A 22733-nucleotide genomic window follows, 5' to 3' on the forward strand; every position below is an offset into this window, starting at 1 on the left:
TCCTGACCGGTCCTAGAGTGTCAGAAGACATTTGCGGTCGGTGAGGCGTCCGGCGACACGATGAGGACTGCTGGGCAGACCGTTATTTAGCGTGGAAATCTGAACATCAGCCTTTCGTATGCGTAACCTCTGACAGGCACAACTTAAGGTAGGGAACATGACAGTAACGGAATATTGCGCTTTCTAGGGATGGTCTGAAGCACGCGACTATTCAGGCGTGACTACCCCGGTCAAGCTGAAATTTACTTGAGTGGGGACTGCAAATCAGAAAAAACGGCCCGAAAAAACGATTTTCAAAGCCGTTTTTGCCTTGCAGAAGGGCCATCGGGTCCATTTGTCTCATAGCGGACGCACCTGTCCTGCCATGTCCAATAAATGTCGCCGCGACATCCATAGGTTCGACAAGGCAAACAAAGTGGTCCTATGTGCATGGTTCTTGGCCAGCCCGCGAAATCTCACCTTGGTGTAGCCAAACTGGCGCTTGATTACCCTAAACGGGTGTTCAACCTTGGATCAAATCTGAGCCTTGAGCCGTTCGATGAGTCGCTTCGCCTTGTACAACAGACTTCTCTTTTTAGTGGCCTTACATCTCTGGACACATCAATACGTAGAGCGAAACGTAGGGGCCTGTCTGCCGAGAGCGATTCAAGGACATAACATCGCGGTCCCGGGGGGCGGATCACAAGCTCTCAGGATCCCCAAAAAACATTTGGACTTGGCTCTAGGACGGTGTTTTCAGGCGGAAAAAATTCAAATGTGCCCCCAGTTTTGCCCCCAGTAGCGCGGGATATGCGGGCGATCGAGATTGGCGATCCCTGAGGCGGAGCAGGGTGGTCGGCGATGGCTTTCAATGTATGTCAAACTCGGCTTGCACGGGGAATGCCTGGATGATTGGTCGCCTAGGGCAGGGCACTAAGCGCCTGGTAGGACACCAAATCACATTCGGTGTCCGGTGTGTCATAGCTCAGCGACAGATATTACGGCTAGCTGCTTACGCTGCTTGCCGTAATATCTGTGTTGGGAGAAGTCTATTGATAAAGGAGCGTGCCTGTGCACTCGCCCCGATAGTTGAAGTCAATTACTCCCAGCCGAGATCAAGCGTGCGCCGCAACGAATGCTAGCGTCCGCCTCGCAGATCTAGGCGGTCTAGCTCCTCAAGAGTTTGGACAACGACCTCGACAAGTTCCCCGTCAAAGTCATCGCGGTCTGCCTCCTCATGAGTGCCTTTGTTCAGGTAGGTCCAGACAAGATTATTGACTGGAATACCCAAAATGCGGCTATACGCAGCAAGAAGTGGCTCTCTGTTCGCATGGTGGAAGGTCTGGGCATCTCCCAATTTCTTGACCAACGCTTCGCATAGATTTCTCAACGCAGGCTCGGCACCGACGCCAGCCAACATCAGATTCAACACGCCTTGGCCATGACTTCCAAGCCACCGCCAAACTTTCTCGCTCAGCATCTCCAAGGCTTGGCGAGAAGCAGCGAGCGCATCTCGGTCGTTGAGCGCTTCCCTTGCTGCCCTGGCCTTGGCAATGTAATTCGCGCTCGGTACGTTGCCGGTAAGCTATCAGCGCTGCATCTCCCTTTGACTGGCGAAGAAAAGATCGAAATCAGCTTCCGGGGAAACCCTGGGGTCCGCGTCGATGCGCTCGACGTTCTGAGCGAGGGGCATATACGCTGTCTCGGCCTTCGCACAATGCCAGCCAGCGTTCGTTGCATTCCTGGCGCACGGCCCGGTTAAAACCGTCAGGGTCGTTATCTACCAGCCAAGAGACCTCGTCGAGGTCGGCGTTGAACAGGCATGGGGCGCCATCAAAATCGCGCGCGAGCAGTTGGCCGAACCACAGCACCGCCCCTTGCAACTGGCGACAGTAGGTTGCGCCCGGGTCGTCCGCCCGCTCAGTAAAAAAGGCCGCCAACTGCGTCAGGCGCGCCAGTGCCGCCTGGGAGGGGGCGCACAAGCCCTCGGTGCCGGCATCGCCGAACACCCGCTGGGTGGTGTTTGCGCGGGTAGTTCGCTGGTGGCCAGTAGGACCTGCCACAGTGTCGGCAGGCAGTTTCTGACGCTGGCGACTTCAATAGCCAGTGTGTCGCAGTCCTGCTCCGTTTGCATATACAGCCAGGCGCGGTTGCCTGTGGTGACGGACTTGTGTGATGCGGCAGCCCACCTACGAGCTATATGCCAATGCGCCATTATGCAGATAAAGTAGCGCTTTTGGATCCAGAGGCTGTAAGCGCCTGGGTTGCAAGACGACAGACCGGAGAGCGATGTTTCATGGCAGATCTGCTGGTAAAGCACCTGAAGGAAAAAGCGGGCAAACATTCGGCACTGAGCCTGCTGGCCAGTCAGTGGGACTTCGACAAGAAGCTGATACCCAAGGCCTTGCAGAGCATCGGTGGGCTGTTCCCGCACTACAGTCGACATGATGAGTCCCACAGCAAGCAGATCCTGATCAACATCGAGCGGCTGCTAGGCGACAACATCAGGCTGCTGTCCGCCACGGATACCTGGTTGATTCTGGAAGCGGCCTACTGGCACGACATCGGCATGGTAGTACCCCATGCCGACCTGCAGAAGGCCATCGCCGAACCAGGGTTCGCAGCATATATCGACGGGATATGTGCTCAGCCCTACCACGAGCTGAACGCCATTGCACGCGCGTTCAAGTCCCGTTCGGACACCGGGCTGATATTCGATTGCGAAAGCCCGGTGGAGATGCTGGGCAAACTGCGCGAACTGCTGGCCGAATGGTTCCGCAGGCAACACGCTGACCGTGCGGCCGAGATTGTGCGTTCGCCGATGACCTCGATCGGGCTGAGCTCGCCACGCACCGAACTGATCCCGGCCAGGCTCATCCGAGTACTTGGGCGTATCTGCCAAATGCACGGTGCCGCTTTCAAGGACCTGCTGGCCCCCGAGGGCCTGCCATTCCGTGAGGCCGGTCTGGGCAAAGATGACTGCCACCCACGCTTCGTCGCCTGCCTGCTGCGTATGGGCGACTTGCTCGACCTAGACGACAACCGCTTCTGCCCGGTAATGCAGGGCATCGCCGGCGAACACCGCCCGGCGCTGAGCAAGGCCCACGAAGACAAGCACGCCGGCATGCGCCACTTGCGCCTCGACCCCGAGCGTATCGAGCTGGTGGCCGAGTGCGAGACGGTGGATGGCTACATGGAAGCGTTCAAATGGTTCAGCTGGCTGGAGGAGGAGGTCAGCAACCAGCGCAACAACTGGCGGGATATTGTGCCGAGCAGGAAGCTTGGGTTGTTGCCCATGCTGGGGCCGATTACCGTGCGGTTGAATGGAAACTTGCAGATTCTGAAGGATGGCGTAAGGCCGGCGTTCTCACTGGACTCAGAAAAGGTCACCGAACTGCTTGAGGGCAAGAACCTTTATGGCAGCAAGTACGCGTGTATCCGTGAGCTGTTGCAGAATGCGGTGGACGCGACCTTGCTGAAAGTCTGGCTGACCCATAGGAATGATCCTGCACTGGACTGGAAACAACCAGGGTGCGAGAAGCTGAAAACAGTCTTTAATGCGCATGCGGTGACAGTCACGCTGGAAGAACTCGATACCGAGCAGGATGCCGACTCTGCATTGACGACGTGGCAGTTGCGCATCAGAGACAAAGGTACCGGTATCACCCGAAACGACCTGGAGTTCATGCTGAGCATTGGCGGCTCGCAACGGAATCAGCAGCGCCAGAGGGAAATTCGGCAAATGCCGGAGTGGGCGAAACCTTCCGGAGCGTTCGGTATCGGCCTGCACAGCGCATTCATCTTGTGCGACGAGATAAATGTGCGCACCAAAAATGTCGTCAATAACGAAATATTCGACATCGTCATGCACAAGCCTTCGGGCCCCAACCGTGGGCTCGTACTGCTGAGAAAGCTGCCTGAAGATATCGCTGAACCCTACGGGACCGAGATGACCTTGAGGTTCAAGCTGGATGCGTTCACACAGCACTGGTGGTCTGACGGCGAAGACAGGGACACGGTAGCCGCCAGGATCGCACGCAAGCGAGACCCCTTGCTGGATGAGTCATTTCCCTATGAGGCGGGAAAACTTTTCGACAAGGTAGTGGAGTTTGCAAATGATCCACTGATAAAAATAGACGGCACCTTGGTAACGAAAGGAGGACGGTTCGATATCGCGGATGTCTATGCGGGAGGTAAGTCTGGCAAAGCCGAGGGATGGCGATTCATCGACATGAAAGATACGCAACTCAAGATTCGTTACAAGCCTCTTCCTGTTGCTACGCAGCAGGAAGAGGAAACTTTTTACGCAGCTTATCGCGGGCAGCACTTTGATACCGACTCCATTTCATTCCCTCTCGTCAATGTTGAAGTCAATCTCGTTTCCGGTGGTGCGGGAATATGGCTGGATTTTAATCGCGACACATTGTCGAAAAAAGCACGAGAAGCTTTTAGGCGAGCGGTGCTTGAGGCGCTTTATCACACCGTTGAGTTTGATCTGGCACAGGGGCTGAAGGAGCAATTATTCAAGCAGCTTGACTGCACTAAAATAGACTACTCGATCTTCCTGAAGGAAATGGAGGCCTATTATGGTCCGCGCTGGGGGGTGTTGTCCGAAAAGTTCAGGGATACGTGGCAGGGTTTTAGGCCGGGCCGTCAGCCAGCGACTATAGAGCAGTTTTATAGTCGGCCAACGTGGAAACTCTGGGTTGAGGATTACTATGTGGATGCGGTTGATCAACTGGAAAGCCTGCGTATACTTCCTTATGAATTTGAAGCCATGGGGGACCTGATATTTAGAGAGTGGTTAAAAGTCCCAGGGCATTCGATTTCGGCAAAAGTCATCTACTGCCCACCTTCTGAACATTACCGAGACATGATCGGGCTTGAAGATGGTAGTACAATCGGCAGGATCTATTATCAGTTCTCCACTGACTATCAAGAACCTTTGGATAAGGAATCATTGGCGTACTTTCTTAATAAGGCGCTGCATTCATCCGGCGGAAATTCACGGTACTACATGAACCCAGGCAAGGCTTTTGAACGTCTCTCGTTGAGAGCGGATGTCGACTTGAGACTGTTCAACCTCGCTGAGCATGACCTCTCTCAAGACAGGGTTCTCGTACCTTTGCTGTTTGTTGGCTCCAATGATTATGGCCCAGCAGAGGTTCGCTTCGATGACGAACAATTGCAGAGAATCTGCCAATGGACCGAAGGCAAGCTGAAGCAACCGATGACCCGTGAAGAAATGCGCGAGGCCTACCAGTCGTTGGCCGACTTCATCAACCTCGACGTGATGGCATGCTCGGACGCCTGGCAAAAAGCCCGCTGCTAGTGTCCTGTCTCGGAAATACGTTCACTTTTGGCGAGCGCCCAATTCGCCGTCAAAAGTGAACAGCTTATTTTCGAGCCAGACACTTAGTGTGGTGTTTCAGAAGTAACGCTGAAAATTTGGACTAGGCTCTGTAGAAACCCACTCATCAAGAGTTGTGTATCGACATGGGCCGACCAGCGACTGTCATTACCCTATCTGAAACTGAAAATGCGGAGCTGCTACGTCGGGTCAAACTCCGTAAAGGCCCCCAGGATGCACGTCTGCGGGCCGAAATAGTCCTCGCTTGTGCAGCCGGCGAATCTGGCAATGACATTGCACAGCGCTTGGGTACCAGCAAGGATGTCGTATCGCGGTGGCGGCAGCGTTTCGCTAAGTTGGGATTGTTGGGTTTGAACGATGAGCCGCGCTCTGGCCGGCCACGCACGATTTCGGATGAGCAGGTTCAACAAGTAGTAAATCAGATATTGCAAGGTAAGCCCGACGACTCCAGTCACTGGAGTACGCGCCGCATGAGCCGCGAGACGGGCCTTTCTCCTGCCAGCATCATGCGTATCTAGCACGCGTTCGGGATCAAGCCGCATCTGGAAAAAACCTTCAAGCTCTCCACCGATCCGTTGTTTGTCGACAAGGTCCACGACATCCTTGGGCTGTACTTGAATCCGCCCGAGAGAGCCTTGGTGCTATGCGTTGATGAGAAGAGTGAGATTTAAGCCTTGAACCACACGCAACCTGGTTTACCCCTATCGCCGGGCAACCCTGCAACTCGCACGCACGATTACAAACGACACGGTACGACCTCTCTGTTCGCTGCTCTGGATGTAGCAACCGGTGAGGTCATCGGCCGCTTGAGGCGTCAACATCGCAGCATTGAGTTTCTTGCCTTTCTGAAAGAGATCGATGCGTCGGTACCTGCTGAAATGCCGATTCATCTGATCATGGATAACTACGCAACGCACAAGACCGACAAAGTCAGAGCCTGGCTTGCGGCGCTTCCACGCTACAACATCCACTTCACACCGACGTCGGCCGCGTGGCTGAATTTGGTCGAGCGCTTTTTCTCAACGCTGAGCGAGAAATGGATCAAGCGGCAAGCACACGTTAGCGTCAAAGATCTAGAAGCTTCGATTGAGTATTACCTGGAAACGTACAACCAGAATCCGAAGCCGTTTCGGTGGCATAAGAAGGCAGAAGATATTCTCGCCTCAGTCGCTCGTGCAGCACGAGCGCTAGGCAAATGATTTTTCAGTGGTACTTCTGAAACACCACACTAGAGACTCTCAGGCAAGCCGAAGAACATTTTGACATGGCTCTAGGACGGTTATTTAAGGTCGAAAAAAAAGAGTTGTGCCCCCATTTGTGCCCCCACTTGCATCGGCTGTGCTAGCGATCGTGAATGGCGATTCCTGATAAACACCAGTGTGGCTTTGGCTAGCTTTCAGTGTGCGCCTTGAAGTCAGTATTTAATGTTCTTGTGACAGTCCTCATCCTGCTTCGGCGTTGCGTTGCAGTATTTTTATGCTGCAATGCGTCGGCAGCAGCCCGGCGAGTTCCCAGGAGACCTATTCGTGTCGGCGCTGATGCGATTTTGACCCAGGTTGCTGATTTTGACTGACCCACACGCAGCCTCCGAAATCATTTCTTGAGTACTCGGGTGGGTCAATGAATTCCGGTAGCCGGCGTCAAAATCGCATCAGCGCCAACAACTTATGGAATCTTGATACCCAACGCATTCAGCGATGGTGTATCCATCCGGCCATTCACGGCCAGCCCACTGTCCATCTGAAAGGCCATCAACGCCCCACGTGTCGCCTTGCCCATCACCCCATCAATGGTGCCTTGGTAATACTGGCGCACCATCAGCGCGGTCTGCACACGGGTGACCAAGTTGCTTTTCTGCTCATTGGTGGCGCGGCTATTTGAAGGGCTCGAAGTTGTCCCGCTGGCAGTGCCAGGCGACTGATAAAGACTATTGCTGCTTGGGGTGCTGCTTGAAGCGCTCGGCGCACTGTAGCTTCGGGTACTGGTAGCGGGTGGGCTGTAGTAGCGAGGTGCGCTATAGCCACCCGAGCCGCTGTAGTGAGAACTGTGCGAACTGTGGGACCGGTGTGAACTGTGCGAACGATGCGCCGCATAGATGTTGACGGTGTCTGGCGCATTGAGCGTATCGGCAAATACCGGGGGCCGTAGCTTGTCGTTGGGTTGCCAGTTCGCATCGGCGAGCGATAGATGGCCCGCCTGTGCCAGGGTGGTGCCTGCCATTGGCAGCAAGCTGATCCCACTAATCAGGACTTTCCAGCGGTCGAGCAATTTCACTGTGCACTCCTTGCATAGGCGCTAAAGGCCTCGGTCGATAGTAGTTGTACGCCGCGGCTCTGCCAGCGGTCGGTGTGGGATTTGAAGAAGCCAGAGCAATGTCTGACGGCAGCGCATTGTTGGCAGGTATCGATGAACAGGTTCTTCCAGTCCGAGATGCTCTGGCGGGCGAAACGCGAGAGGTGGGCCGGGATCAGGCACAGGGGCAAGTTGTAGATCGAAACCGGCACTCCGCGGTTGAACAGGAAATACACGGTCTGGCTCAACGACTCCTGATAGTCCAGCGGGTCAATCCACAGTTCTTCGTAGTTCTTCCTAGCCAGGCCGGTACTTTCGATACCCATCAGCGCAACATGCCGCACGAAGGGCAAATTCCTGAACACGTAGTGGGCGAGCTCTGGCAAGCGCGGCGTGGTCAGGCGATTGAGCACCACGCGTATCTCGATGATCTGGTTGGCGCGCGCCAGGTTGTAAAGACCTTGCAGGGTTTCGCTAAACGCGCCGGGAGCCTGCACCACATGGTCATGGTCTTCTGCATTGTCGGCATACAGCGGGATGCCCCAGCTCAACTGAGGGTGACCGATGGAAGAGAGCGCATCGATCCAGCTCGGGTCTTGGAACAGACGCCCGTTGCTGAGCACATGAATGGATTTCTGCGGCAAAACGGCTTTGCACTTGGCTAGGATTTCGAGCAGCCCGTCGCGATAAAGCGTGGGTTCTCCGCCGCTGATTCCCAGATTTTCCTCGCTATGGTCCATCAGGTCGATTAGCCGTAGGTTCTCCTCGATATGCCAGCGGTCATCAATATCTTTGGGCGGCTGCGAGCACATTAGACAGAGGCTATTGCAACGATCGGTCATAAACAGCAGGTTGCTGTCTGAGCATCGTCGATAGAGCACTCGCACCAACGCGTTGCCTGGTGTGATGGCAATGACATCGCCGGGCTGCACGACCTCCGCATCTTTGGGTGTGTGCAGGTGTAGCTGCGCGCTGTCGAAGTCGCCAATCAATGGCTCTGGGGTCAGGAATCCACCCACTGGTAATGAGAGCAGATGCGGGCTCCGTAGCCGTTCTTCGTTTGGCAGCCAAAGCAGCAGGTCACCGAAATCAGCGCTTCCGGCACAAACAGCCAAGCCTTGTTCTATGAACTCATCCACAGTGATGACCTTGAGCAGTTTCGGCTCATTCAGGTGATGGATTTCGAAGTGGGTATCTTTGCGCAGCATCGCCATCAGCCCCTGTAACCCGGGAACCGGACATCGTTGTAAGAGCGCCTGTTCAACCAAGACAGCAGCACCCTCTGCACGTTGTCGTCGCCATCGCAAAGCAGGCCGAAAAGATGCTTCAGCAGCCCCATGTTCTTCTTGCAGAAGCTGCTGAACACTCGGTGTCCGATCGGGTCAGCTTGGTGGGCATAGTGTTCGACGGGGTCAGCACCACAGTATGGGACAAGTGCGCAGTCGGAGCAGCCCGGCAGCGCCTCTGCTACACCACTGGCGAGCAACGCATTCATAACGGGCGATGCGAGTAATTCAGACAAGGGTTGCTGTACGGTGCCGAGCCTCAAGCCGTCTTCACCCATCTCCAGCAACATTCGGGCTTCGTCCGAGGGATAGACGTAACCGTCATAGTTGTAAACCAGCGCTGCAGTGCCTGCGCCAGCAGGGGAGCGCAGGTCTACATAGCCGGAGGAGAAGGGTGTTAGGATATTTTTCAGCAACAGACTCGTATAACTCTCTGAGAGGTATACGCCCTGTTGGTTGATATGCAGCAAATAGGCCAGTGCCTTCTTGTAGAAGGCCAGGTATCGCTCAATAGGGTAATCAAGTCGAAGGGCACTCTTGGTGGCAAACCCATAAGGGCTCAGAGGCCGAAGCGAGATGCTGGAGAAGCCCTGGCTTACATACTCATCGATGATCGCTTCAGGTTGTTCGAGGCTTCTTGAAGTCAGCGTGGTCAGCGCGGAAACCGCATCATGGCCAAGGCGCTCACGGACCCACTGGATGCCTTTTACAGTGCGCTCGTAGGAGTCTCGTGACGGGGTAGGGCGGTTGGCATTGTGCAAGGGCGCCGGCCCATCGAGCGAGGTCGAAAACTGGATGCGATTTTGTTCTGCGAAGTCGAGTATTTCCTCCGTCAGGTGGTGCAGCGTGGTGGTGATGACGAACTGGATATCCCGTTGTTCGACCACGTTCCGTTCAGCGATCCATTCGACAATCTGGCGGACGCGCTCGAAAGCCAGAAGCGGCTCGCCACCCTGAAATTCTACAGTGAGGGCGGGAGCGTTCGATTCGAACAGGCGATCGACCGCCGCCAGTGCATCCGCTTCCGAAAGGTCGTGGCCGGATCCTCCCAGAGGGGCCCGCGACACCTGGCAGTACTGGCAGGTGTGGTTGCAACGCAATGTCACTACGAACAAGTGCAGTGCAGGGCCCTGGAAGAGGAAGTCCTTGCGACTGCGATACTGCGCGGCCATTTCCGGGAACGGGTCGTGGCGGCTTGGTTCGTAGATGAAGTGGCGGGCCAGCAGGTCCTTGTAAAAAGGCGTACTTGCTTGAACGTCGAAGTAACTGAGGGCTCGTAATTGCGCGTCGTTCACGTGCATGTACTCACCGGTATCGGAGGTGAGCAGGATGTCACGGTCACGTCCCGTGTCCATGCGCATGAATCGGAAAGGCAGCAAGTGGTATCGCTTGGCGTCTGTCGCAATCAGTGTCACTGCGAAACCCCACATCCAGCGAGTGCGGCTCGGGCCAGAACTTCTCGTAACCCGTCTGTTTCGCGGTTGATGTGGTCGCGCAGGGCAAAGTCGTTCAGATGCTGAAGGATCAGCGAGTGAGCTTGCTCCGGGGAAAGTATTAGCCTTGATTCAGCGGGGTGGGCAGTGAGACTTATATGACTGGCGTCAATACCGACTTGGATCGCGACAGTGCCGGCCAGCGAATAAGCTGCGCGTTGCACCACACTGAGCGGGTAGGCTGCGCTATCGAGTTTCAGTGTGACTGGCCATGTCATCGGAACCGCTCCTTCATATCCGTTGGGAACGTGTGGATTTTGCCGGTTACCGAGGCATTGTGCCATTATAATTTTTACATTTGCGCGCATTTTGCCAGTGTGGTGGGTGGTGCGTTCAGTACGGCTCGCCCATTAATAAGGGGTAGAGCCGAGGGTTCAATCTCTCTCAATTCACCCATCCTCATCAATAGCCCGCTTGGCCTCAGACTGGGGGTATCCTTTTCAAACCATCCAAAGCCTGCCCTCAAATATGCCTCCAATGTAGCAATCCACTGGAAATGAACGGACATCCATGGCCTAGAAAAGCCAGAAATGATCAGCTAAACAGCTTGTCCGACAACGCCTAAAGACTATCCGGATCCCCAAAAAACATCTGAATCCGCGACCGCAACCACCGCTCCCCCGGATCATTGTCCTGCGCGCCACGCCACGCCATGTGCAGTTCAAACGTACGCGTTTCAATCGGCAGCTCTTCAGCCCGCACACCACCGGCTGCAGTCAACACCTGCGCGGCATAATCCGGAACGGTGGCGATGATGTCGGTGCCGGTCAGCAGTGTGGCCAGGCCATTGAACTGCGGGACGGCGAGGACGACGTGGCGTTTTCGGTCCAGTTGTTCCAGGTGCTCGTCGATGAACCCGCTCAGATCGCCTGCGAAGGACACGAGGGCGTGGGGGCGGGCGCAGAAGTCGTCGAGGCTCAGTGGGCCGGGGATCGAGTCGGCGCGCAGCAGTTGCGGCTTGCTGCGGCGCAGGACCTTGCGCTTGGCGTTGGCGGGCAGGTCCTGGGTGTAACTGACGCCGACCGAGATTTCGCCTGATGCCAGCAGGGGCGGCATCAGGATGTAATTGACCCGTCGAATGACCAGTACGATGCCCGGCGCTTCCGAGCGCAAGCGTTTGAGCAGGGTGGGCAGCAGGGCGAATTCGACGTCGTCGGACAGGCCGATTCGGAATACCGAGGTGCTGGTGGCCGGGTCGAACTCCGAAGCGCGGCTGACGGCTGTGGAGATGGAGTCCAGCGCCGGCGAGAGCAGGCCGAAGATCTCGGTGGCGCGTGCGGTGGGCTCCATGCTGCGGCCGGTGCGGACGAACAGCGGATCGTCGAACAGCCCTCGCAGTCGCGACAGGGCGGCGCTGATGGCCGGTTGGCCGAGGAACAGTTTCTCCGCCGCGCGCGTCACGCTTCGTTCATGCATCAGTGTTTCAAAGACGATGAGCAGGTTGAGGTCGACGCGACGCAGGTCGTTGCGATTCATACGAAGGGTCTCGGGCCATTTGTCGAATGGAAGCGGGGGCAGGGTGCGATAGTACGAGCAAACGTCGATTTCACGAATCAAAAATTAACAGAAAGATCATTGACCTGCGTTAAATGCCCACATGGGTTGCAATGTTTCGTCGACATGCGAACAATGGCCGCCATCTGCGAATCGCCGCACAAGCGTTGTCCGGCAAGCTGTGCAGCCTTTCAGGGACAATCGATGACAGGCATGTCGACTATTAATAGCCACTGATAGTGTTACCGGCAATGCCCGGATAGAGTTTGTGGCATCAAGGTTTACGAGGCGAGGTTCTCAATGTCCCGCATGATCCGTTTTAACCAGTTTGGCCCGGCCGAGGTGCTCAAGATCGAAGAGCACCCCGACGCGTTGCCTGCACCCGGTGAGGTGCAAGTGCGCGTCCAGGCGATCGGTGTCAGCTGGTATGACGTTCTCTGGCGACAAAATCTGGCTTCCACTCATGCCCGCTTACCCGCAGGTCTGGGTTACGAAATGGCCGGCGTGGTGACTGCGCTGGGCGAGGGTGTCGATGACCTGCGCGTTGGCGACAAGGTGGCAAGCTTCCCTGCAGCGGACGCCAATGAGCATCCGGTGTACGGCGAGTCCATTGTGTTGCCACGCAAGGCGCTGGTCCGTTACGCCGATGTGTTGACGCCGGTTCAGGCCAGTGTGCATTACACGTCGTATCTGGTGGCTTACTTTGCCTATGTCGATCTGGCACGGGTCAAGGCGGGTCAGTACGTGCTGGTGACCGATGCAAGCCACTGCGCCGGACCTTCCTTCGTGCAGTTGGGCAAGGCGCTGGGTGTACGTGTCATCGCGGCGACCAAGACGGAAGATGCTCGCGATTACCTGCTGTCTCTAGGCGCCGAGAAGGTCGTTGTGACCGAAGAGCAGGACCTGTTGATGGCGATCAACAAGTACACCGATAACCGCGGCGTCGATGCGGTCTTCGATGGCCTGGGTGGCCCACAGATGTCGTTGATGGGTGATGTGCTGGCGCCGCGAGGCAGCCTGGTGCTCTACGGTCTGCAAGGTGGCAACCAGACGCCATTCCCGGCCTGCGCTGCCTTCCAGAAGAACATCCAGTTTTACGTTCATTGTCTGGGCAACTTCACCGGCAAGCCGGAACTGGGCATTACTCAGGACGAGGAAGCGCTGAAGCGTGCACTGCAGGACCTCAACCAACTGACTGCCGACCGCGTGCTGGCTCCGTTGCAGACCCGCAGCTTCCCGTTCGAGCAGGTGGTACAGGCGCACCGGTACATGGACACCTGTCCGATTGGTGGGCGTGCGGTGCTTGAGATCGGGTCTGACTGAAGTCCGCGAACGGCGATAGCCAGATGTTGCACCTAACTAAAAGCCTTCCCTACGGAAGGCTTTTTTGTATTCGGGAAAATATGTTTTTCTGGTCGGCATTGACAGGCAAGGATGTAGGGAATGTATGTTGTCTGCGGAATTATGGAATAACTCCGGAATGGAAAATTAAGCGAAGGCGGCAATCCTCTGTAGTCGTAAAATAACGGAGGTCAGGTTCACTCACCCCCAGATCATGTCCATGCACGTTGCGGTCGTAGTAAGTGAATGGCATTTTTTATGCCGGGCGTGATGATTATTCATGTTTAATCAGGCTTTCAGAAAGTCTGTCGTGTAATAAGTATTTCCTACGCGCTACACGTATTTGGCTGTATGTACCACAGCGGGGACGTCGGCGACCCACCCGTGTTTATTGGTCGAAATCCTGCCGGCTCAATGCAGCAGGGATGCTGCCTGTAAATGGATGAGCTGCGCCAACAATAAACACTTTGTTTAGCGTCGCATGACTTGATCGTCAACTGCACTCTTTTCCGCACATATCTGTGCCTTGTAATTGTTTCAAGGATACTGATAATAGTTGGGTAATTATTACTCAGGGAATGAGTCATGGTCGATTCCAGATGTGTTGGTCAGCCTGATGTTGAATACCGCGTGCGCGTGGTGCCTTGCCTTGATAAACGGGCAGGGGGAACACGATGAGTGCGATTCACGAACAGGCAATGAATTATGTATATCAGCAAGTGCTACAACGCTTGTTGGGTTATTTCTCGCGGGCCGAGCGCACAGCGTTGCAACTGTTGATTCAGCGGTTGATTGTCGCAGCTGGCGGCATAGAACGAATTTCCACCTTCAAGGTGCTGGTCGCGTTCGGCGGGGGCAAGGACAGTGCCTACACGCTGGCGTTTGTTCGGGCGGCCCAACTGAGCATTGCCTGCCGCGCGCCAGGGACGTTCAACCTGCGTGTAGCCAATCGGCGTCACGCAGGCATGACTCCGGCGGTCATGGACAATATCGACAGAAGCTATGGCGCGCTGTTTCTCTACGATGATCCACGGGTCGAAATGCTGGTCTTCGATAACCAGTACGTCCAGCCCTTCGAGCCGGATCTGCCGTTTTCCAGCGCAGGTCGCGAGCAGAACCGTTCCGACATGTTGCTGGCAGGCCATCTCTCGGCGGGCGATGCGCGCACTACGTTCTGCAACAGTTGCTACTTGGGGCTGGCCGAGTTTCTGGGCCGCGCGTCGTGCTGGGGCAAGGGTGTCGATGCGCTGGTCAGTGGCGATTCGAGAAAGGAGCAGAAACAGTACATCACCTGGATCATGCGTCTGGCGCAGAACACGGGGCAGGGTGCCGGTCGCTGGAAAAACCAGAGTGCCAACACGGTGCTCAGAACGCTGGACCATGTCGGCGAGGCGTTTTACCATGAGTTGTATGGCGACGAAGAAGGGTTGAACCGGGTCGCTCGACCTTCCGGCTCTGCATTCAGACCGAGTGCGCCAGCGCTGATTGGTATTGCCGATCTGGTCAGTTGCAATGCCGACGAGCACTGGACGCTGCTCACAGAGTTTCTGGGCTTTCGATTCGACGACCTGTCGTTCAGCTTCAGCGAGTCCGATTGCGCCAACCCATTATTGATGGCGCACATGCGAGGGCTCACCACGCAGTATCTGCAGGACCGCAGCTATGCCGCCGGAATCGCCGAATACCTGACGCTGGCAGAATCCCTGATGCGTGCCAAGCAGATGCCTGCCCGGCTCGTCGAGCAGGCCTTGAGTGCCTACGAGGGTCATGAGCGCATCGAGGCGCGTCGTGATCTTGCCGCCAGTTTCGCTCAGGAAGGTTATGGCCTTAACGAAACGCAACTGATCTGCCTGTTGTTCTCTCCCTTTGTAAACGAAGGGCGCGGACTGGAAGCTTTTTTGCGGCGCTGTCATCCCGGAATGCTGATTGCGCTGCCGGACCTGCACAAGGTGCTATCGGGTGCCACAGCGCCTGATCAGGTGCTTCATTGGTTGATGGACATCAGCGGTCTCACGATCGAGGGACTGCGCAGCCTGTACACCCGGCAACGGGTGGACTTCAACGAGGATGACTCGATCATCGCCCGAATCCGTGCCGCCGACCCTGACAAGCGTCGGATCCTGACGATTGATCCGGCAACCGGTGAGTCCGTGGTGCAGATCCTTTCCGGGCGTTAAGCCTGCGTTGCGACCTGGACCGTGTCGATGTCGACATCGGTCGGGTCGCGGCTGCCTGGAATCTCTTATTGGCTGAGCGCCAGGTAACTCTTCGATGAAAAACAAAACGGATTTCGCCTATCAGGCGGTCTACCGCTATCTGCTGCGTCTGGTCAACGAGGCGCAGGCTACATCCCCCGTCAAACTGCCCTCGCTGCGTCAACTGGCACGGCGTCTCAAGGTGTCCATCTCGACCGTGCAAAGTGCCTATTCGATGCTGGAAAAAGAGCGGCGCGTCTGCTCGGTGCCCAAGTCGGGCTATTACTCGGTCCCTTTCGATAGCAACGAGAGTCATGCAGAAAGCGACAGCGACGGTTCGCTTCTGGACCTGTACTGCCGAAGCGCTCGCCGTCCGGGCTTGCACCTGCTGAGCAGTGACGAGCCGAGCGCAGTCAAGGAATCGGTCTGTCCGCTGTTACTCATGGAGCGGGAGCTGGCGCGGCTTTATCCGCGTCCCGATGGCCTGGGGTATCAGCCTTTTGGTGACCTTGAGCTGCGCGCAGCGCTGGCAGCGCGCTATACACGTGATGCCGGACAGGTCTGGTACGCCGACAATGTCTATGTAGGGTCGGACCTGCCGGGCATGCTCAAGGCCGTGATTGAAACCCTCGAACTGCGTGGCGCTACGGTTCTGGTGGAGTCTCCTTGTCCGTGGACGTTGTTGCGGATGCTGCAGGCGTTCGACATTCGTGTTATCGAAATGCCGCTGGACGAGCACGCAGGCATTGATCTGGCCAAGCTTGAGCAGGTGTTGCTGAGCGAGCGAATTGGCATGGCGCTGCTGTCATCGGTGCTCAATCCGGTCCGGGGCAGCATTCGTTCTGATGACAACACCCGGGCTGCAGCCTTGTTACTGAACCGCCACAAGATCCGGGTGCTGGAAAATGACAGCCACGGCGAGCTGCTGTTTGCACGTCAGGCTATCCGCCTGCGTGATCTGATCGAACCGCAGCATCTGCTGATTCTGGGTTCCTTCGCCAAAACGTTGGGACCGGAGGCGCCGTATGGCTACCTGTTGTGCCAGACGCTGGAGCGGGACTGGCAACGCTATTTTCTGCAGCGTTCGTTCGAGCTGCCGCCGATTCGCCAGAAGGCAATCGCCAGGCTTTACACGAGTGGACGTCTGGACCGGTACCTGGATTCGCTGCGAAGCTCACTGGCCGGACGAATGCGGAATACGACCGAGCGGCTCGACCGCCATCTGGCACATGCGCTGCGATACGAAATCCCGGCAGGTGGCAGCGGAATCTGGGCTGAAAGCCTCCACACAGTGGACATGCGAAAGGTCTTTGCGTGCCTGCTGGAGCAACGCATTGTCATCAGTCCCGGCGAGTTGTTCAGTCTGGAAGGGCTGCATCGGCAGCATCTGCGTATCGGCTATGCCGTGAACGGGAGCGATGACTCCGAGCCTCTGTTCATCGCACTGGCCGAGGCGTTCGAGCAGGCGAGTGGCAATCAAGTGGCCAAGTGATCGCCCGTCGATCCATTTGTGTTTGCCAGCGCTGCTGCGAGGCTGTTAACTGGACGCCTGTCCAGTACTCATCATTAATGGCTTCTCCTCGCAGTGACTTCGACCGCTCCCGCCCACGCTGAATCCGTGCCCGTCCTCGACCCTCTGCCGACGCAACGGTATACGGTGGCTGTGCGTGCGTTGTGCGAGTTCACCGCCAAGGTGGGCGACCTCGACCTGCGCTTCACGCCATCACCCACGGCACAGGAAGGTATCGCTGGACATCGCACGGTCGCTTCCCGACGGGGTGCTGACTATCAGGCCGAACTGAGCTTGACGGGTGACTACGAAGAACTGACTGTCAGGGGCAGGGCGGACGGCTACGATCCGGGCCGCAATCAGCTGGAAGAAGTGAAAACCTATCGCGGCGAGCTGGACGCCATGCCTGCCAATCACCGTCAGTTGCACTGGGCTCAGGTGAAGGTCTACGGCTGGCTGCTCTGCCAGCAGCTCGATCTTCAGGACGTTACGCTCGCGCTGGTGTATTTCAACATCGTCAGCGAGCAGGAAACCCTGATTCGAGAACAGTTCAGTGCCGAGGCGCTGCGAGGTTTTTTCGAACAGCAGTGCGCGCTGTTTCTGAGCTGGGCGCGTCAGGAACTGGCCCACACGCAAGAGCTGCATCAGTCACTGGGCACGCTGGCCTTTCCTCATCCCGCGTTTCGTACCGGTCAGCGAACCCTGGCGGAGTCGGTCTACAAGGCCGTGAGCACTGGGCGTTGTCTGATGGCGCAGGCCCCGACCGGCATCGGCAAGACTGTCGGTACGCTGTTTCCGTTGCTCAAGGCGATGCCGGTCCAGACGCTCGACAAGATCTTCTTCCTGACTGCCAAGACGCCGGGCCGAAGACTCGCGCTGGATGCCTTGCAGGTGATCGGCAAAAGCGCACCGACGCTCGGATTGCGAGTGCTGGAGCTGGTGGCGCGGGACAAGGCCTGCGAATACCCGGACAAAGCCTGCAATGGCGATTCATGCCCGCTGGCCAAGGGATTCTATGACCGCTTGCCTGCGGCACGTTCGGCGGCCGTGCAATCGCCCTGGCTGGATCAGGCCGGTGTGCGCGACATCGCGTTGCAGCATCAGGTCTGTCCGTATTACCTGAGTCAGGAACTGGCGCGCTGGGCCGACGTCGTCGTCGGCGACTACAACTATTATTTTGACCTGAGCGCGCTGCTGTTCGGTCTCGGCCAGCTGAATCAGTGGCGCGTCGCGACGCTGGTAGACGAAGCCCACAACATGGTCGAGCGCGCGCGACAGATGTACAGCGCCAGCCTCGACCAAAATACGGTCAAGACGTTGATCCACACGGCGCCTGAGCCAGTGAAGAAAGCCTTGCAGCGCGTGAGTCGGCAGTGGACAGCGCTGCACAAGGAACAGACGGGCGTCTACCAGGCCTATGCCCAACTGCCGGATAAATTCCTCAACAGCCTCAACCTCTGCATTTCAACCGTGGGTGATCATTTCAACGAACACCCACAGGCGGTTGACGTTGCGTTGCAAGGCTTCTATCTGGAAGCGATCAGTTTTGTGCGCATTGCAGAACTGTTCGATGAGCACTTCCTGTTCGACATTGCCAAGCGGGATGTCGGCAGCAAAGGCAGCCTGTCGCGCCTGAGTCTGCGCAATGTGGTGCCCGCCCGCTTCATCCAGCCGCGTCTGACGGCGGCGCGCAGTACGGTGCTGTTTTCCGCCACACTCAACCCGAGCCATTATTATCGCGATCTGTTGGGACTGCCCGCCAGCACGGTGTGGATTGATGTGGAGTCGCCGTTTCATCACGAACAACTGGAGGTGCATATCGTCAGTCGCATCTCTACGCGCTACACCCATCGACAGGCGTCACTGGCACCCATCGTCGAACTGATGGCGGAGCAGTTCCAGGCACGGCCGGGCAATTACCTGGCGTTCTTCAGCAGTTTCGATTACCTGCAGCAGGTTGCGGAACTGATGGCGCGCACGCATCCGCACATCACGCTCTGGCAGCAGGCGAGGGGCATGGGCGAAGACGAACGACATGCCTTTCTCGAACGCTTCACCCTGAGCAGTCAGGGCATCGGTTTTGCGGTGCTGGGCGGCGCTTTCGGCGAAGGCATCGATTTGCCCGGTGCACGCCTGATCGGTGCGTTCATCGCCACGCTCGGGCTGCCACAGCTCAACCCCGTCAATGAACAGTTCAAGCAGCGCATGGCGGCCTTGTTTGGCGCTGGCTACGATTACACCTATCTGTATCCCGGCGTGCAGAAAGTCATACAGGCGGCCGGCCGAGTCATTCGCAGCCAGAGTGATCGCGGTGTGGTGATGCTGATCGATGACCGTTTTGCCGAGCACAAGGTGACGCAGCTGTTTCCTGCCTGGTGGCGTCCAGTTGGCTCAAAGACTTAAGGATCGATATTTGAGCGTCGCTGTCGAACTGCCAGTAAACTGCCGCATCGCTCGCGGTCCGTTCGATTTCTTCTGTACGAATTTTCTTTTTATCCACGGAGGTTGTATGAGTCTCAGTCCTTTCGCCGGCAAGCTGGCACCTGCGCAGTTACTGGTCGATATCCCGAGACTGGTCACGGCTTATTACACCGGCCAGCCCGATGCTTCGGTCGCCACCCAGCGTGTTTCGTTCGGCACCTCCGGTCATCGTGGCACCTCGTTCGAACTGAGCTTTAACGAATGGCACGTCCTGGCCATCAGTCAGGCCATCTGCCTGTATCGCCAGACCAAGGGCATCGACGGCCCCCTGTTCCTGGGCGCCGATACCCACGCACTGTCCACTCCGGCTGCTGCCACAGCGCTTGAAGTGCTGGCGGCCAATGGCGTGCAGGTGATGATTTCACAGGGCGATGAGTACACGCCGACGCCTGCGGTTTCCCACGCGATCATCTGCTACAACCGTGGCCGTACCTCGGGCCTTGCGGACGGCATCGTCATCACCCCGTCGCACAACCCGCCCCAGAGCGGCGGCTTCAAGTACAACCCGCCCAACGGCGGCCCGGCCGACAGCGACGTTACCAAGTGGATCGAGAACAAGGCCAACGAATTGCTGGCCGAGAAGGTCCTGGGCGTGTCGCGCATGAGCCACGAAAAGGCCCTGCGTGCTGACACCACTCATCGTCATGACTACGTCAATACGTACGTGGCAGACCTGAAGAATGTCATCGACATGGATGCCATTCGCGATGCCGGACTGCGCCTTGGCGTGGATCCGCTGGGCGGCGCCGGGGTCAACTACTGGACGGCGATTGGCGAGCATTACGGCCTGAACCTGGACGTGGTGAACAAGTTCGTCGACCCGACCTTCCGCTTCATGAGCGTTGACTGGGACGGACAGATCCGTATGGACCCGTCGTCCAGCCATGCCATGCAGAGCCTGATCGGCCTCAAGGATCGCTATCAGGTCGCCTTTGCCTGCGACCCCGACCACGACCGCCACGGCATCGTGACCCCGACCGGCGGCCTGATGACGCCTAACAGCTACCTGGCGGTGTCCATCGATTATCTGTTTCAGAATCGTCCCGAGTGGCGCGCTGACGCAGCGGTCGGCAAGACCGTCGTCAGCAGCGGCATGATCGACCGTGTCGCCGCGCGTCTGGGACGACGCCTGTACGAAGTGCCGGTGGGCTTCAAATACTTCGCTGAAGGTCTGTTCGAAGGTTCGCTGGGCTTTGGAGGCGAGGAGAGCGCGGGCGCTTCGTTCCTGCGTCGTGACGGCACGGTCTGGACCACCGACAAGGACGGTCTGATTCCGGCGCTGCTGGCGGCCGAGATCACTGCACGTACCGGCCGTGATCCGAGCGAGCACTACCAGACCATGACCGAGCAGTTGGGCAAGCCGTATTCGACCCGTGTCGACGCCAAGGCCAATCCGCAGCAGAAGGCGTTGCTGAGCAAGCTGTCGCCGGAGCAGGTCACGTCCACTGAACTTGCGGGCGAGTCGATCCAGAACGTGCTGAGCAATGCGCCGGGCAATGATCAGGCGTTTGGCGGCGTGAAAGTCATGACTGAAAACGGCTGGTTCGCGGCGCGCCCATCGGGCACAGAAGACATCTACAAGATCTACGCCGAGAGCTTCGTGGGCGAGGATCACCTGAAGCGTCTGGTCGAAGAGGCTCAGGTGCTGGTAGACAGCGCGATCTCCGCGAAGTAATCGCTGAGGTCAAATTGACGGCCCGCCTGCGTTCGCGCAGGCGGGCCGTTTTCGTCAATCCCGGTAAAAAACCTGCACCAAGTGGTAGCCGAACTTGCTCTTGATCGGCCCGTGCACGGTGCGCAGCGGCTTCTTGAAAATCACCTGGTCGATGGCGCCGACCATCTGTCCTGGCCGGACTTCGCCCAGATCGCCGCCGCGTTTGCCGGATGGGCAGCTAGAATGCTTCTTGGCCAATACGTCAAACGCCTCGCCCTTGGCGATACGCTGCTTGAGCTGTTCGGCCTCTTCGGCAGTTTTCACCAGAATATGGCGGGCCTGTGCTTTCATGTCTCGATATCCAGCAACTGTAAAAGCCTGCCATTATGCCTGTCCTTGCGGCATCTGGCGCTCAGGCGACAGGCAAACGTTTTTCCACCCTGATTTCGTACGGTAGTGATTATGGATTTCCCGGCGTTGTTGAAGATTCTGGCCAGTCAGGACGGATCGGACCTTTATCTTTCCACCGGAGCGCCGCCCTGCGCCAAGTTCAATGGCGTGCTCAAGCCTCTGGGCACCGAAACCCTCAAGCCGGGCGAAGTGGCGAAGATCGCCCAGGGCCTGATGGATGAAGAGCAGAAGCTGGAGTTCCTGCGCGAGCTGGAAATGAACCTCGCCGTTTCGCTGGCGGGCATCGGGCGTTTCCGGATCAACATCTTCATGCAGCGCAACGAAGTGTCGATCGTGGCGCGTAACATCAAGCTGGACATCCCGCGCTTCGAAGACCTGTATCTGCCGCCGATTCTGCTCGATGTGATCATGGAAAAGCATGGCCTGGTGCTGTTCGTCGGTGCCACCGGTTCGGGTAAGTCCACTTCATTGGCGGCGCTGATCGACTACCGCAACCGCAACGCCAGCGGCCATATCATCACCATTGAAGACCCGGTCGAATTCATTCACAGGCACAAGAAATCTATCGTCAATCAGCGGGAGGTGGGCGTCGATACCCGCAGCTTCAGGGCTGCGCTGAAAAACACCCTGCGCCAGGCACCGGATGTGATTCTGATAGGCGAGATCCGCGACCGTGAAACCATGGAGCACGCGTTGGCATTCGCCGACACCGGGCACCTGGCAATCTCGACCCTGCACGCCAACAACGCCAACCAGGCGCTGGACCGGATCATCAACTTCTTCCCGGAAGAACGTCGTCCACAATTGCTGCATGACCTGGGTAACAACCTCAAGGCGTTCGTGTCGCAGCGCCTGGTCAAAACCCCGGATGGCAAGCGCCGTGCAGCGGTGGAGGTGATGATGGGCACGCCGACCATTCGTGATCTGATCCAGCGTAACCAGTTGAACGAACTCAAAGGGATCATGGAGAAGTCCGGCAGCCTGGGCATGCAGACCTTCGATACCGCGCTGTTCAACCTTGCGGTGGAGGGCGCGATCAGCGAAGAGGAAGCGCTGAAACATGCGGATTCGCAGAACAACGTGCGCCTGCGCCTCAAGTTGCACGGCGAAAACGGGGTGAACACCCTCACGACAGCGCCTGCTGCGCCGACCGGCGCGGCCAAGCCGAGCATGGTCGAGTGGGGGCTGGTCGACGACGAGCCCCCGTCCCAGAGCTGAGGGGCAAC

Annotated in this window: 14 protein-coding genes and 2 pseudogenes; 8 read left to right on the forward strand and 8 right to left on the reverse strand. The window is 57.4% G+C overall.

The annotated features are described in order from the left end of the window. Positions 1-339: 339 nt before the first annotated feature. Both AC0IXS_RS26715 and AC0IXS_RS26720 read right to left on the reverse strand, forming a co-directional pair. Positions 340-585 (reverse strand): annotated as a pseudogene (locus AC0IXS_RS26715) (transposase); the annotation flags it as partial. 1025 nt (positions 586-1610) lie between these two features. Then, a complete protein-coding gene (locus AC0IXS_RS26720; protein WP_057408927.1) occupies positions 1611-1988 on the reverse strand; it encodes a hypothetical protein in 378 nt (125 codons plus the stop codon). Positions 1989-2275: 287 nt separating this feature from the next. Here AC0IXS_RS26720 and AC0IXS_RS26725 point away from each other — a divergent pair, with 287 nt between their 5' ends. Together AC0IXS_RS26725 and AC0IXS_RS26730 are read left to right on the forward strand one after the other, a co-directional pair. Continuing rightward, the gene (locus tag AC0IXS_RS26725) at positions 2276-5311 is read left to right on the forward strand and encodes an HD domain-containing protein (protein ID WP_057408926.1); all 3036 of its coding nucleotides are present in this window, start codon (positions 2276-2278) and stop codon (positions 5309-5311) included. A gap of 164 nt (positions 5312-5475) precedes the next feature. After that, a pseudogene (locus AC0IXS_RS26730) lies at positions 5476-6549 on the forward strand (IS630 family transposase). A 466-nt stretch (positions 6550-7015) separates the two neighbouring features. Here AC0IXS_RS26730 and hxsA read toward each other — a convergent pair. The 5 genes from hxsA to AC0IXS_RS26755 all read right to left on the reverse strand — a co-directional run bounded on the left by hxsA (position 7016) and on the right by AC0IXS_RS26755 (position 11897). After that, positions 7016-7624 carry a His-Xaa-Ser repeat protein HxsA gene (gene hxsA, locus AC0IXS_RS26735; RefSeq protein ID WP_057408925.1) on the reverse strand — a complete coding sequence of 203 codons (609 nt, stop codon included), beginning with the start codon at positions 7622-7624 and terminating at the stop codon, positions 7016-7018. Then, on the reverse strand, positions 7621-8856 hold the full coding sequence (gene hxsC, locus AC0IXS_RS26740; protein ID WP_122668256.1) for a His-Xaa-Ser system radical SAM maturase HxsC: 1236 nt from the start codon (positions 8854-8856) through the stop codon (positions 7621-7623). Before hxsC ends, hxsA begins: the two co-directional genes overlap by 4 nt. Then, positions 8856-10343 carry a His-Xaa-Ser system radical SAM maturase HxsB gene (gene hxsB / locus AC0IXS_RS26745; protein ID WP_057408923.1) on the reverse strand — a complete coding sequence of 496 codons (1488 nt, stop codon included), beginning with the start codon at positions 10341-10343 and terminating at the stop codon, positions 8856-8858. Before hxsB ends, hxsC begins: the two co-directional genes overlap by 1 nt. Continuing rightward, a complete protein-coding gene (gene hxsD / locus AC0IXS_RS26750; protein ID WP_057408922.1) occupies positions 10340-10639 on the reverse strand; it encodes a His-Xaa-Ser system protein HxsD in 300 nt (99 codons plus the stop codon). Before hxsD ends, hxsB begins: the two co-directional genes overlap by 4 nt. 343 nt (positions 10640-10982) lie before the next feature. Further along, positions 10983-11897: a LysR family transcriptional regulator gene (locus tag AC0IXS_RS26755; protein WP_004879583.1), complete on the reverse strand. Its 915-nt coding sequence runs from the start codon at positions 11895-11897 to the stop codon at positions 10983-10985. Positions 11898-12215: 318 nt separating this feature from the next. Between AC0IXS_RS26755 and AC0IXS_RS26760 the strand changes: the two genes are divergently transcribed. The 5 genes from AC0IXS_RS26760 (at position 12216) to pgm (ending at position 21117) form a co-directional block, all read left to right on the forward strand. Further along, on the forward strand, positions 12216-13238 hold the full coding sequence (locus AC0IXS_RS26760; RefSeq protein ID WP_057408921.1) for a zinc-dependent alcohol dehydrogenase family protein: 1023 nt from the start codon (positions 12216-12218) through the stop codon (positions 13236-13238). Positions 13239-13930: 692 nt separating this feature from the next. Continuing rightward, the gene (locus AC0IXS_RS26765; RefSeq protein WP_471826132.1) at positions 13931-15433 is read left to right on the forward strand and encodes a hypothetical protein; all 1503 of its coding nucleotides are present in this window, start codon (positions 13931-13933) and stop codon (positions 15431-15433) included. A 94-nt stretch (positions 15434-15527) separates the two neighbouring features. After that, positions 15528-16943 (forward strand): aminotransferase-like domain-containing protein, encoded by a 1416-nt coding sequence (locus AC0IXS_RS26770; RefSeq protein WP_471826134.1) that lies wholly within the window; start codon positions 15528-15530, stop codon positions 16941-16943. A 126-nt stretch (positions 16944-17069) separates the two neighbouring features. Beyond that, positions 17070-19364: an ATP-dependent DNA helicase gene (locus AC0IXS_RS26775; RefSeq protein ID WP_471826307.1), complete on the forward strand. Its 2295-nt coding sequence runs from the start codon at positions 17070-17072 to the stop codon at positions 19362-19364. A 106-nt stretch (positions 19365-19470) separates the two neighbouring features. After that, entirely contained in the window at positions 19471-21117 is a 1647-nt protein-coding gene (pgm, locus tag AC0IXS_RS26780) for a phosphoglucomutase (alpha-D-glucose-1,6-bisphosphate-dependent) (RefSeq protein WP_449123873.1), read from the forward strand. A 54-nt stretch (positions 21118-21171) separates the two neighbouring features. Here pgm and AC0IXS_RS26785 read toward each other — a convergent pair whose 3' ends face one another. Then, a complete protein-coding gene (locus AC0IXS_RS26785; RefSeq protein ID WP_004879573.1) occupies positions 21172-21447 on the reverse strand; it encodes a peptidylprolyl isomerase in 276 nt (91 codons plus the stop codon). 111 nt (positions 21448-21558) lie between these two features. On the opposite strand from AC0IXS_RS26785, the gene AC0IXS_RS26790 reads away from it, so the two are divergent. Then, positions 21559-22725 (forward strand): PilT/PilU family type 4a pilus ATPase, encoded by a 1167-nt coding sequence (locus AC0IXS_RS26790; protein WP_122668262.1) that lies wholly within the window; start codon positions 21559-21561, stop codon positions 22723-22725. Positions 22726-22733: the final 8 nt, after the last annotated feature.

This window comes from Pseudomonas sp. AC016 (assembly GCF_979253365.1).

Excerpts from the sequence above, each read along its gene's own strand:
- AC0IXS_RS26765 (WP_471826132.1), top strand. The coding sequence starts at position 13,931 with ATGAGTGCGATTCACGAACAGGCAATGAATTATGTATATCAGCAAGTG.
- hxsC (WP_122668256.1), bottom strand. The coding sequence starts at position 8,856 with ATGGCGATGCTGCGCAAAGATACCCACTTCGAAATCCATCACCTGAAT.
- AC0IXS_RS26785 (WP_004879573.1), bottom strand. The coding sequence starts at position 21,447 with ATGAAAGCACAGGCCCGCCATATTCTGGTGAAAACTGCCGAAGAGGCC.
- AC0IXS_RS26755 (WP_004879583.1), bottom strand. The coding sequence starts at position 11,897 with ATGAATCGCAACGACCTGCGTCGCGTCGACCTCAACCTGCTCATCGTC.
- AC0IXS_RS26790 (WP_122668262.1), top strand. The coding sequence starts at position 21,559 with ATGGATTTCCCGGCGTTGTTGAAGATTCTGGCCAGTCAGGACGGATCG.
- pgm (WP_449123873.1), top strand. The coding sequence starts at position 19,471 with ATGAGTCTCAGTCCTTTCGCCGGCAAGCTGGCACCTGCGCAGTTACTG.
- AC0IXS_RS26725 (WP_057408926.1), top strand. The coding sequence starts at position 2,276 with ATGGCAGATCTGCTGGTAAAGCACCTGAAGGAAAAAGCGGGCAAACAT.
- hxsD (WP_057408922.1), bottom strand. The coding sequence starts at position 10,639 with ATGACATGGCCAGTCACACTGAAACTCGATAGCGCAGCCTACCCGCTC.
- AC0IXS_RS26770 (WP_471826134.1), top strand. The coding sequence starts at position 15,528 with ATGAAAAACAAAACGGATTTCGCCTATCAGGCGGTCTACCGCTATCTG.
- AC0IXS_RS26760 (WP_057408921.1), top strand. The coding sequence starts at position 12,216 with ATGTCCCGCATGATCCGTTTTAACCAGTTTGGCCCGGCCGAGGTGCTC.